This is a genomic window from Algoriphagus sp. UBA3586, from assembly GCF_002376385.1.
Taxonomy (GTDB): domain Bacteria; phylum Bacteroidota; class Bacteroidia; order Cytophagales; family Cyclobacteriaceae; genus Algoriphagus; species Algoriphagus ornithinivorans.
The window spans coordinates 1-11,346 of record NZ_DFMT01000033.1; the positions used below are offsets into that span (position 1 = coordinate 1).

Annotated in this window: 11 protein-coding genes and 1 tRNA gene; 7 read left to right on the forward strand and 5 right to left on the reverse strand. The window is 37.8% G+C overall.

Annotation, left to right across the window (positions count from 1 at the left end; translation table 11 throughout):
- Nucleotides 1-37 precede the first annotated feature (37 nt).
- Nucleotides 38-841, reverse strand: a complete 804-nt coding sequence (locus tag B2906_RS12285; RefSeq protein ID WP_144603230.1) for a DMT family transporter — start codon at nt 839-841, stop codon at nt 38-40.
- Between the two features lie 143 nt (nt 842-984).
- Here B2906_RS12285 and B2906_RS12290 point away from each other — a divergent pair, with 143 nt between their 5' ends.
- A complete protein-coding gene (locus tag B2906_RS12290) occupies nt 985-1,434 on the forward strand; it encodes a peroxiredoxin (protein WP_286939864.1) in 450 nt (149 codons plus the stop codon).
- 1 nt (nt 1,435) lies between these two features.
- Here B2906_RS12290 and B2906_RS12295 read toward each other — a convergent pair whose 3' ends face one another.
- Nucleotides 1,436-2,089: an ABC transporter ATP-binding protein gene (locus B2906_RS12295; RefSeq protein WP_144603191.1), complete on the reverse strand. Its 654-nt coding sequence runs from the start codon at nt 2,087-2,089 to the stop codon at nt 1,436-1,438.
- Nucleotides 2,090-2,240: 151 nt separating this feature from the next.
- On the opposite strand from B2906_RS12295, the gene sucC reads away from it, so the two are divergent.
- The 3 genes from sucC to B2906_RS12310 all read left to right on the forward strand — a co-directional run bounded on the left by sucC (nt 2,241) and on the right by B2906_RS12310 (nt 4,255).
- Nucleotides 2,241-3,455 (forward strand): ADP-forming succinate--CoA ligase subunit beta, encoded by a 1,215-nt coding sequence (sucC, locus tag B2906_RS12300; RefSeq protein ID WP_091649907.1) that lies wholly within the window; start codon nt 2,241-2,243, stop codon nt 3,453-3,455.
- 9 nt (nt 3,456-3,464) lie between these two features.
- A tRNA-Arg gene (locus tag B2906_RS12305) sits at nt 3,465-3,538 on the forward strand.
- A 90-nt stretch (nt 3,539-3,628) separates the two neighbouring features.
- The gene (locus B2906_RS12310) at nt 3,629-4,255 is read left to right on the forward strand and encodes an ion transporter (protein ID WP_286939866.1); all 627 of its coding nucleotides are present in this window, start codon (nt 3,629-3,631) and stop codon (nt 4,253-4,255) included.
- Between the two features lie 22 nt (nt 4,256-4,277).
- Here the strand turns inward: B2906_RS12310 and B2906_RS12315 are convergent, their stop codons facing one another.
- Both B2906_RS12315 and B2906_RS12320 read right to left on the reverse strand, forming a co-directional pair.
- Nucleotides 4,278-5,330 (reverse strand): type I restriction endonuclease, encoded by a 1,053-nt coding sequence (locus B2906_RS12315; RefSeq protein ID WP_286939868.1) that lies wholly within the window; start codon nt 5,328-5,330, stop codon nt 4,278-4,280.
- A gap of 536 nt (nt 5,331-5,866) precedes the next feature.
- On the reverse strand, nt 5,867-6,748 hold the full coding sequence (locus B2906_RS12320; RefSeq protein ID WP_286939870.1) for a DUF3078 domain-containing protein: 882 nt from the start codon (nt 6,746-6,748) through the stop codon (nt 5,867-5,869).
- Between the two features lie 46 nt (nt 6,749-6,794).
- Between B2906_RS12320 and B2906_RS12325 the strand changes: the two genes are divergently transcribed.
- From B2906_RS12325 to B2906_RS12335, 3 genes are all read left to right on the forward strand, one after another.
- Nucleotides 6,795-7,070 (forward strand): YidH family protein, encoded by a 276-nt coding sequence (locus B2906_RS12325; protein ID WP_286939872.1) that lies wholly within the window; start codon nt 6,795-6,797, stop codon nt 7,068-7,070.
- A 1-nt stretch (nt 7,071) separates the two neighbouring features.
- Nucleotides 7,072-8,853 (forward strand): SLC13 family permease, encoded by a 1,782-nt coding sequence (locus tag B2906_RS12330; protein WP_286939874.1) that lies wholly within the window; start codon nt 7,072-7,074, stop codon nt 8,851-8,853.
- 67 nt (nt 8,854-8,920) lie between these two features.
- Complete coding sequence (locus B2906_RS12335) at nt 8,921-9,133, forward strand: hypothetical protein (RefSeq protein ID WP_219959129.1); 213 nt, start codon at nt 8,921-8,923, stop codon at nt 9,131-9,133.
- A gap of 25 nt (nt 9,134-9,158) precedes the next feature.
- Here B2906_RS12335 and ppk1 read toward each other — a convergent pair whose 3' ends face one another.
- The gene (ppk1, locus tag B2906_RS12340) at nt 9,159-11,282 is read right to left on the reverse strand and encodes a polyphosphate kinase 1 (protein ID WP_286939876.1); all 2,124 of its coding nucleotides are present in this window, start codon (nt 11,280-11,282) and stop codon (nt 9,159-9,161) included.
- Nucleotides 11,283-11,346 lie beyond the last annotated feature (64 nt).

Here is an 11,346-nt window from a genome sequence, read left to right on the forward strand (position 1 = left end):
GCATTTATGAATTGAACACGGCTAATCAGATAACAGATTATTTTTCTCTTAAATTCAGCAAAATGCCTATTAATACCAATCCCATTCCAACATAGGACATTATTCCGAAGGTTTCTCCAAATAGAACGAACCCAAAGAACAATGCATATAAAATTCCTAAATAACTCAGACTGGAAATTTTTGAGACGTTGGCATTTTGATAAGCAACTGTCATAAAATATTGTGCTGCCTGAGTACAAATACCTATCCAAAGTAAAATCAACCAATCCCAGCCTATCGGTTGAACCCAAGTAAAATAACTAATCAGCGAAGCAACTGGAAGAGTTACCAAAGGAAAATAAAATATGATCACCAGCGGGTGCTCTGTGTTTTTGAGCTTTCGAATCACATTGTAAGCCAAACCAGAAAAAAGTGCGGCGATGATTCCGATTCCGGCATAAAAGAAATCAATTCGAGGATCAAAACCCTGTATCACTAAAACGCCAGCGAAGGATATAAAGAAATAAAGAAACTGTATGGGTTTGACTTTTTCTTTAACTAGAAAAATACCAAGAATGGTTGTAAAGATTGGGGATAGATATTGTATAGTTACGGCACTGGCCAATGGAATTTTTTGAAGCGTATAAAAGAACCCTATCAGGCCCACTGAACCTACAATTCCACGGATAACCAACAGTTTCTTATTATTCCCAAAGACCGGTATTTTTTGATTTTTCAAAAAAACATAGCTGAAAATCAAGGAGAAAATAGACCTAAACAGAATAATCTCTATGGCAGGGATATGAGGAATGAACTTGACTGATACATTCATCAACGCAAAAAATACTCCAGCCAAAAGCATGGATTGAACGCTAGAAATCTTCAATTTTTTATTTCATTTTTAGGGTGTTGTACTTACAAAGCAAAATTATCATTGGAGAGTTCAAAAAAAATCTTCAAAAACAGAATAAACTATCTATACTTAGGAGAGTTAAAAAAGATAAGATGGCATTAAAACTAGGACAAATCGCTCCGGATTTCATTTTGAAAGGGACATCTGGAACAGAACTCAAACCCAGCAGGGATTTAGAAGGCAAATCATTCATCCTTTATTTCTACCCAAAAGATTTTACAAGAGTTTGTACTGCAGAGGCATGTGAATTCAGAGATCAGTTTGCGGCATTTCGGGATCTGGACATTCCTGTTTTTGGCGTTAGCAGAGATGATTTGGCTACGCATGAGAAATTCAAAAAGCAATTCAATCTTCCCTTCGAACTTTTATCTGATACCTCAGGAAAGGTTTGCCAAAAATACGATGCCTTGGTACCGTTGATCAAAATGCCGAAAAGGATTACCTATCTGATAGATGCTGAAATGAAAATAGCCGGAGTTTTTTCAGATATGTTTGAATCCAAAGGACATATAGAAAGCATGCTCAAAAAACTCAATAAATGAGTTAGCTGAGAATATTTCCGTCTTTCATTTCCACTTTTCTATCAGCCATGGCAGCCAATTCCTCATTGTGAGTAACTATCACAAAGGAATGCCCCAACTCTTTTCTCAGGGTAAAAAATAGCTCATGCAAAGCTCTTGCATTGCTGGTATCCAAGTTGCCGCTGGGTTCGTCAGCAAAAACCACTTCCGGACTATTGATCAAGGCTCTTGCCACTGCCACACGTTGCTGTTCCCCACCGGATAACGTGGATGGTTTATGATCCAGTCGATGGGAAATACCCAGAATTTCAGCTAATTCGCCAGCTTTTTTTTCGATTTGCTGAGGATTTTTTCCCTGGATAAAGCTTGGTATCTGAATATTTTCCAAAGCTGTAAACTCAGGAAGTAAATTATGAAATTGAAAAATGAAGCCTATTTGCTGATTTCTAAATTGAGCCAGCCCCTCACCTTTCATGGCTATTAAATCCTTTCCATTCATGGACAAGGTTCCTTGATCTGGCTTATCCAAAGTCCCCAAAATATGCAACAAAGTACTTTTTCCGGCACCCGATGAACCGACTATGGAAACAATCTCTGAAGTGGAAATCTCAAGATCCACCCCTTTTAAAACATGGAGATTTCCATAGGATTTATGGATGTCTCTGGCTATCAACATACTATTAAAATTTACGCTCCTAAAATTAGAACAAATCTTCGAGGCAAAGGGCATTTATGCCATCAAATAAGGTCCTAACAAATAAAAAAGGCAAAATTCAGGTTTGATTTATCCACGGTTAGGGCTTAACTTCGCCCAAAAATTTTGAGAGATGAACATTCACGAATATCAGGCTAAAGAAGTACTAAAAAGTTACGGCGTTAGAATTCAGGAGGGCATCGTAGCAGACAGTCCCGAAGCCGCACAAGAAGCTGCAGAAAAACTCAACGCTCAAACAGGAACTTCCTGGTATGTGATTAAAGCTCAAATCCATGCTGGAGGCCGTGGAAAAGGTAAGGTTCAGGAAACTGGTTCCAATGGCGTAGTACTTGCCAAAAAATTGGAAGAGGTAGCTGAAAAGGCTAAGAACATACTTGGAGGAACTTTGGTAACTCACCAAACTGGTCCGGAAGGTAAAAAAGTAAACAAAGTTTTAATCGCTGAGGACGTATACTACCCAGGTGATTCAGAACCTAAAGAATATTATGTTTCTATCCTTTTGGACAGAGCTACAGGATCCAATGTGATCATGGCCTCTACCGAAGGAGGTATGGATATCGAAGAGGTAGCCGAGAAGCATCCTGAAAAAATTATCAAAGAATGGATTGATCCTAAGGCAGGACTTCAGGGATTCCAAGTAAGAAAGGTAGCTTTCAAATTGGGATTGAGCGGAAATGCTTTCAAGGAGATGACCAAATTCATCACTGCGCTTTATAAGGCGTATGAAGCTACAGATTCTTCTCAGTTTGAAATCAACCCAGTATTGAAAACTTCAGATGATAAAATTTTGGCAGTAGATGCTAAAGTAAATCTGGATGACAATGCACTTTACAGACATAAGGATTTGGCTGAATTGAGAGATTTGGCTGAAGAAGATCCATTGGAAGTTGAAGCTGGAAAATCTGGCCTTAACTATGTGAAGCTGGACGGAAACGTAGGTTGTATGGTGAACGGAGCAGGTTTGGCTATGGCGACTATGGATATGATCAAATTGTCTGGTGGTGAGCCGGCTAACTTCCTGGATGTAGGAGGAGGAGCAAATGCTACTACTGTAGAAGCTGGATTTAGAATTATCCTTCAAGACCCTAATGTAAAGGCGATTTTGATCAACGTATTCGGTGGTATCGTAAGATGCGACAGAATCGCTAACGGTGTGGTTGAAGCTTACAAATCAATCGGAGACATTCGAGTTCCTATCATCGTGAGACTCCAGGGAACCAACGCTGAAGAAGGGGCTAAGATCATTGACGAATCTGGCCTTAAGGTTTTCTCTGCAATCACTTTGAAAGAAGCTGCAGAAAAAGTACAAGGTGTACTAAAAGGCTAAAATATAGCAGCACTCGTAGTTCAACTGGATAGAATATCGGATTTCGGCTCCGAGGGTTGAGGGTTCGAATCCTTCCGAGTGCACTCTTATAAGCTCAGACTCCTAGTCTGGGCTTTTTTTTGTTTAATCAAACTAAATCGATAGATTCATGCTCGATTCAATTTTTCGATTAGATGAAGCGATTGACCTTTCTCAACATCTTGATTTTAATTCTTTCTGTTTATGTTCTTGGAGCCTTATTGATTGACTCTCTTTTTGAGCTACCAGATGAAACAAGCAGACTTTTACAAGTTTTCGACTTTGTAATCTGTCTCGTCTTTTTTGTTGATTTCTGTATTCAATTTTATCAGGCTGAAAACAAATGGAAATTTATGCGCTGGGGATGGATAGATTTAGTAGCAAGTATTCCTATGGTGGATGCCTTCCGAATAGGCAGACTTTTTCGTTTTATTCGGATTCTTAGAATCATCAAAGCCTTCAAAAGTCTCAAAGAATTTATGGACTGTTTCTTTCTGAATAAAGCTCAGGGAACATTAAATTCAGCAATAATTGTCGCAACACTGATGGTCTTATTTGCCTCTATTACGATTTTACAAGTGGAAAATGACCCTGAAAGTAATATCCTCACAGCGGGTGATGCACTTTGGTGGGCATTTGTAACCATCACAACAGTCGGCTATGGAGACTTTTACCCAGTTACACTTGAAGGAAGATTAATTGCCATGGTATTGATGACTACAGGAGTTGGACTATTTGGAACATTCACAGCTTTTGTAGCCAGTTGGTTTGTAAAGGAATAAATTTGAAAAACCCTCTTTGCAGCTATTCTTCATTATAATATTCAACCGTAGCAAGAAGCTCCTTTTCATGTACGTAAATATCATCAATGGACCCGAGTAGTATTTTTGTTTCGTTTTTGTCCTTGTCAATAATTCCCAAGTACTTTTTTGAACCATTGAACCTCAATCTGCATAAAGGCTTCCTATTATTATCATCTAGCAATACACCAAAGTAACTTTGGGTATCTCTGGCAACAATTCGTTCTTTACTTACTTTCCTTCTGAGGATTGCTTGAACGATTCGAAAACCTTCCATTTCCTCTTCAGTAGTTACTACTTTAGATTCTTCCTCCACCTCTGCAGGAGGTGTTTCAGAAGAACTAGTTTCTTTATTGAGTGCATTTGTTAATCTTTCACTGACTTTCTCAGAAATCATCTGTGAAAATGCTCTTTTTACCAACTCAGTAAACTGCTCCAAAACTTGGGCTGTAATTCGACCAGAATAATTAGGACTGGCAAGCAATCGGACAAAATCAGGAGAAGGATTAGCAATTTCAGATTCGATAGTCGATCGTATCCCTTTCAAATGCTTTAACAAGGAAGCATTATTTAAAATTTTATCAACATCGAAATTTGATTTATGAAATTTTGCAACCTCACCAATTATTACATCTCGAATTTTAGTAATGTCAAACTCCAAAAATGGTTTTTCATCCATTTTATTAGTTTCTTCTAAATCTGTATAAAAACGGTATTCAACCCCATTAGTCAAAAGTGAAAAACGAGTTTTCGTCACATGAAAATATCTGAAAAGTTGGGATCCATGAACATCTAACTTTTCCTTCCAGTGTTTACATTCTATAATTAATATTGGATCTCCGCTTTGAAAAATGGCAAAGTCTACTTTCTCGCCCTTCTTCAATCCTAGATCTGCTGTAAATTCAGGAACAACTTCCAAGGGGTTAAAAATATCATACCCTAAAAGATGAATGAATGGGAGAACAAATGCGTTTTTAGTAGCTTCCTCTGTTCCGATTTGTTCTTTCACTGTTGAGACTTTCTCTGCTAGTGCTTTTAGTTGAGGTGTTATATCCATTTTTTAATAAAAGTTGATTGTTAAAAAAGAGTTTTTAATTTGAAAAGGACTAAAAGATATTCTAAAATTGAATTAAGTCAAAATAAAATTGGAGTTTGATTTTTAATTACCATAAAAAAACAATTTAATTCCGATAAATTTGGCATGAGCCAGGTTGAGTGCTTTCATACTATATGGGAAAGATTCATTATTCTCTTGATAATTACTTTCTACTTTTAGGTTTACATTCCAAGTAATAAGACTTATTCCCCTATCAACTAGTTTGGAAGAAGCTTTAGGTTACAAGCTAATCCCAAGGAAAATATTTTTTCCAACAGGGAACTACCTAAGAAATTCGCTTATGAAGGGTAAAGGCAGTAAGAAAGTTCATAAATTCAAAAATTGTACTTATCCAAGATTAAAATAAAAAAGCAGGAGAAAATCTCCTGCCCTTTATTTGAAAACTAAACCAACTATTATTTAACTACCACAATGAATTCAAAAATAATACAATTATTAACAAAACAAAATCCAAAATAAAAATTTGTTTTTATTAATTACTTGGCCGGAAACGTACTTCGCTTGAAGGAAATCCCCAAAGCTAATCCCTGGCTAAATTGGATTTTATCGTCTTGATCAATATCGTAAATACTCAAACTTGTTAAACTCACATTGATCAAATTGGAAACTTTCGCTGTTAAAGCTACATCCAATCTGTGGTCAATCGTATCAAATGCCAAGGTCTCATAGTTCGCATACAATTGATATCGTACCAAGAGAGATACATTCTCTGAGAGTTGCTTATTCCAGTCTGCCATGATATTCATGGCAAGCAATTCTGTTCTGACCTTGTCTCCTATCGGCACTCCATAATTTTGAGGTACATTCAAATATAATTCTGTATCGGTTACAAATGTAAACCTCGGCGCAAAGGGGGATAATCGTAGGCTAAACTCATCATTGGGCTTATACTCAAATCCCAAAGCAAATGTAAGGTAAGCCGGATTGGCAAATTTGGAAATCAATGTGCGGCCAGTATCATCAAAATTATACCCCGGTGCAAACTGCGAAAGGAAGTTGGCTGAGGAGTATAAATTCCAGAACTCACCAATCTTATATCCAACTTTGGAATCCAAGAACAATCTATCATTGGATTTCCTACCTGCCTGATCTTGGTTTTTCACTACTCCATAGATAAAATCCAACGTATTATCCCAAGTCCACTTTTCCTTTTTATAGTTTGCCCTACCCTGAAGATAGGTTCCAACTGCAATGGAGTTCACTCCACCACCAGTCCAATTACCACTGAAAGAGGCCTGATTAAAATTGAGTCCTCCCCCTATTTCTTTTAACCAATAAGTTGTATCCTTTTCAGTTTCTTGAGCTTGCGCAAAAGCTACCCCAAAAACTAAAAAGAAAAGCGTAAATATTCTTTTCATAGGCTGTGTGATTTGTTAAATTACTTTTATCAACTAGTATTAAGGTATGGAAAATGACTTTGAAAACGAATTAATAATCAGGGATTTTTTGGCTAGACAGAGAACTACTTTAGCCAATCAGCGAACCCTCTTATCCTATATCCGTACTGCTTTGTATTTCTTGGTCAGTGGTACTGCATTGTTTGAGGTAAAAAATTTGGACCACATACGGGATTTAGGATATCTGTCGTTTGCATTATCTCTGATATTAATCATTCTTGGTTTTTACAATTATTTCAGAGTTCGGAAAAAACTCAGAAAAGGCACCTATCACCTGATGTAATATGACTTTTGAAATCGGTCTTGTGTTCGCTATCATTGGTTTGGCGATGATTTTATTTTTTACCGAAAGGCTAAGCATTGATACCGTCAGCATTGGCATCATGGGGCTTTTCATTTTTACAGGAATTTTAGACCTAGAAGAGGGCTTTGCCGGTTTTTCTAATCCCGCCACTGTGACAGTTGCAGCAATGTTTGTGATTTCTGCTGCAATCTTTAATACAGGGCTTTTAGACTCCTTCGGTCGTTTACTGACCCTTCAAGCCCAAAAAAGTGAGGTTGGTCTGATATTAAGTTTGATGCTCTCCGCTGGTATTTTATCGGCATTTATCAACGATACTGCAGTTGTCGCTTTATTGATGCCAACAGTCATTCAGCTTGCCAAAAAAAATGGCATCTCCCCATCCAGAGTTTTAATGCCTTTATCTTTCGGAGCTTTAATGGGCGGCATATGTACCCTATTAGGTACAAGCACCAACATTCTAGTAAGTGGAATTGCAGCCAGAGAAGGTTTGGAGGAGTTTGGAGTATTCGAAATGACTAAAGCTGGGGTCATATTTTTTATCGCTGGTATTATATATATGATTTCTATAGGCACTTGGCTTATACCGAAACGAAAGGCTCATTTCAGTGTAAAAGACAGCTCCCATCTCGGAAATTACCTCATAGAGATTGTCATCACCAAAGATTTTGAACAAATCAATGAGCCATTTCACAAACAGAAATTATTCAAGGCTTATCCTGTAGAAGCCCTGCAAATTCTAAGGGCAGATGGAAGAAAAGTGAAAGTTTACCCCAATACACCTATTGAAAAAGATGATTTGATAAGAATAACCTGTGAAAAAGAAACCATACAAAAACTAAAGAAATTTACGGGTCTATCCATTAAATCAGAATTGGAATGGAGTACTGAAAATGTAACAGATGATGAAGTTAGATTGTATGAAGCCCTGGTTACTCCCAATTCTGATTTGGTGAATAAAAAGCTATTAGCCCTTAACTTCCGGCATATTTTTGACCAGATTACAGTGGTTGGGATTCGGCATAGGGCGGGGCTTTTAGAAGGATTACTCAAGCAGACCAAACTTCGCGCAGGGGACATTTTACTTCTTAGAGGGACAGAAGACGCGATCCAACGAATGAGTGAGGGAAATGATCTTCTTTTATTGGCTGAAAATAAGAGTAGAAATATCAATAAAACTCAAGGTATTCTTACTGTTGCCACGCTGGCTGTGGTAATATTACTTTCTGCTTTCAAAGTTTTTCCAATAGCTGTATGCGCTATTGGAGGAGTAGTGGTTCTTGTTTTACTAAAATCCATTAATCCTTTGGAAGCTTACAAAGCTATTGATTGGAAAGTGATTATGATGCTTGCAGGTGTGCTCTCTATGGGTGCCGCTCTGGAGAAAACCGGAGGAGCTCAACTCTTGGGGGATTTGATAACAGAAAACTTGGGGGAATTTGGTCCTAGAGCTGTTTTGGGAGGGATATTTGGACTGACTTTTTTATTGACCAATATCATGTCCAATAATGCTACAGCAGCTCTCTTAGCTCCTATTGCCATTACTGTAGCTGCATCTATTGGAGTAGATTCCAGACCTTTTTTGATGGCTGTTACTTTTGCGGCAAGCTTAAGTTTTATGTCTCCTATGGGGTACCAGACTAATACGATGATCTATAATCCGGGAAATTATAAATTCAGGGATTATTTGGTGGTAGGTATTCCACTGAACCTGATTATGTGGATATTGGCAACTTGGTTAATTCCTTATTTTTATCCTTTTTAATAATTGGATTAATCACCAATAAAACCAACCTTTATACTCGTTATTGTTCCATTCAAACCCTTTTCCAATGAAAATTTTCGGAATTATTTTAATTATTGCAGGCGTTTTTATGCTTTTCAGTGGCAGTATCAGTTTTACTACCAAAGAAAAAGTCATAGATGCAGGGCCCTTGGAAGTTACGGCTGACAAAGAAAATAAGCTAGCTTGGCCTCAGTATGCCGGTGGAATTGTGGTGGCAGCAGGGATTGTAATCCTTGTTGTTTCAAGTAAAAAGAAATAGAAAAAGCGCCTCTCGGCGCTTTTTTTTAATCTATCAATCTGACCTGCATCACCTTATCAGGATCCAGGTTGAAAAATTCTTTGTGAACATTGAAAACCTCTTCCCCATTTTCAGGCTCCTTTGCCAAATAGGTACCATCCTCTTGCATCACATAAGAATTGAAATTGTCTCGGAGATTAAAAGCTAAAATATTCATCAACTGCTTTTCCAATAACGGAGATTCTACCTTAAACAAAGATTCCAGTCTTTTGTCAAAACTTCTCACCATCATATCAGCACTACCTGCATAGGTACGGGTTTGACCATTATTATGGAAATGATAAATTCTGGAATGCTCCAAGAAATCACCGACAATAGAAATCACTTCTATATTTTCACTCAGTCCAGGTCTTCCTGGTCTTAAGCAACAAATTCCCCGAATCACTAATTTGATGATCACACCAGCTTGGGAAGCACGGTATAAAGCATAAATGATTTCGGAATCTTCCAAAGAATTGACTTTGATAAAAATCCCACTTGGAAGACCGTTTCTGGCATTTTCTGCTTCTTGCTCAATATATTCAATTAGCTGATTTCTCATGTCACGAGGAGCAGTAATCAAATTTTGATATTGAGAAGGCATGCTATGCCCAGTAATTACATTAAAGAATTCTGATACATCATTTGCCAAAACCTCATTGGTAGTCAGAAGGCCAATATCAGTGTACAATCTCGCTGTATCCTCATTGTAATTACCTGAGCCTAAGTGAACAAAACGCGTAATCTCATTTCTGTCTTTTCTGACAATCAAAAGAAGTTTGGTATGCGTTTTCAAATGAGTGATGCCATAAATCACGAAGCATCCAGCCTTTTGAAGTTTTTTGGCCTCTCTGATATTATTCTCCTCATCAAATCTCGCTTTGACTTCAAAAAGTACTGATACGTGCTTTCCATTTTCTGCCGCCTTCAACAAAGCTTTAGTGATCCTACTTTCCTTGGCCAACCGGTAAATGGTCATTTTGATGGCCATCACATCCGGATCATCGGCTGCTTTCTCAATTAGGTCAAGAATAGAATCTATATTGTTATACGGGTGATGAAGCAGGATATCCTTTTCTTTCAAAATCTCAAAAATATCAGCAGTCCCTTCATCCCGATATGAAAGAGGTTTAACCGGCTCTGGGATCTGCGGTAACCTATCTCTGAATTTTTTATTTCCTACGATTTGCCAGAAACCGGTAAAATCAATCATGCTGGATCGTTTCACCAAAAAGACCGAATCACTTTTCAGATTCCATCTTTCCAATAGCGAGTTTAGCATCCATTTGCTATACCCTTCTTCAATTTCAATCCTAACTACCCTTCCGGTTTTTCTTTCCATCAGCTTCCGCTTCACTTCCTCCAGGAAATTAGCATCCATATCCTCACTCTCTTCGAGAGTAAAATCACCATTTCTGGTAATTCTAAAGAGACTGACTGCTTCTATTTCTACATTTCTGAAAAGCGAAACGATGTTTTCACGAATTACCTCTTCAATAGGAATCAAGAGCAACATGTTATCCCGCTCGATTTCAAAAAAACGAGGGATATTTGCTGGAATCTGCACGAAGCTGAGTTTGCGCATATCCTTCTTCTCTCCTGGGCTAGTTGTCACCACACCGAAGATCAAAAGCTTATTCATCAAAATCGGGAAGGTTCTGTACCCGTCATACACCATGGGCGTAAGCATTGGATAAATAGCCTTCTGAAAATACTGACGAACCTTTTCCTGCTCATCGGCTGTCAGTCTGGAAGTATTGACCAAAGAAATCCCCTCTTCACCCAATCTAGGAAGTACATTTTCAATAAAATGATGATGCTGCTCTGCATGAAACTGCTGGCAATCTTTCATCAATTTAGCTTTAAAAGGCTCTTCTCTCAGGCCGGAGTAATCAATCCGCTCTTTATCATAATCCAGGTAATTATACAATGAACCTACCCGGATCATAAAAAACTCATCCAGATTAGATGCAGTGATTGCCAGAAATTTAAGTTTTTCAAAAATTGAACGATGCTCTTTTTTGGACTGATCCAGCACGCGTTCATTAAATTTCAGCCAGCTTAAATCTCTACTGACTAAATCACTTTTTTGGATGATTGACTCATATTTATCTCCAACTGCCAGTTTCATACCTGATAATTTTGTTCCTGAATAGCTTATCTTATTTATTGGCCAAAAAAAGGGGCTCGAAAGC

Bases quoted from the DNA above. Each gene is read 5' to 3' on its own strand.
- B2906_RS12315 (WP_286939868.1), bottom strand. From the start codon at position 5,330: ATGGATATAACACCTCAACTAAAAGCACTAGCAGAGAAAGTCTCAACA.
- B2906_RS12310 (WP_286939866.1), top strand. From the start codon at position 3,629: ATGAAGCGATTGACCTTTCTCAACATCTTGATTTTAATTCTTTCTGTT.
- B2906_RS12320 (WP_286939870.1), bottom strand. From the start codon at position 6,748: ATGAAAAGAATATTTACGCTTTTCTTTTTAGTTTTTGGGGTAGCTTTT.
- B2906_RS12285 (WP_144603230.1), bottom strand. From the start codon at position 841: ATGCTTTTGGCTGGAGTATTTTTTGCGTTGATGAATGTATCAGTCAAG.
- B2906_RS12335 (WP_219959129.1), top strand. From the start codon at position 8,921: ATGAAAATTTTCGGAATTATTTTAATTATTGCAGGCGTTTTTATGCTT.
- B2906_RS12295 (WP_144603191.1), bottom strand. From the start codon at position 2,089: ATGTTGATAGCCAGAGACATCCATAAATCCTATGGAAATCTCCATGTT.
- B2906_RS12330 (WP_286939874.1), top strand. From the start codon at position 7,072: ATGACTTTTGAAATCGGTCTTGTGTTCGCTATCATTGGTTTGGCGATG.
- ppk1 (WP_286939876.1), bottom strand. From the start codon at position 11,282: ATGAAACTGGCAGTTGGAGATAAATATGAGTCAATCATCCAAAAAAGT.
- sucC (WP_091649907.1), top strand. From the start codon at position 2,241: ATGAACATTCACGAATATCAGGCTAAAGAAGTACTAAAAAGTTACGGC.
- B2906_RS12290 (WP_286939864.1), top strand. From the start codon at position 985: ATGGCATTAAAACTAGGACAAATCGCTCCGGATTTCATTTTGAAAGGG.
- B2906_RS12325 (WP_286939872.1), top strand. From the start codon at position 6,795: ATGGAAAATGACTTTGAAAACGAATTAATAATCAGGGATTTTTTGGCT.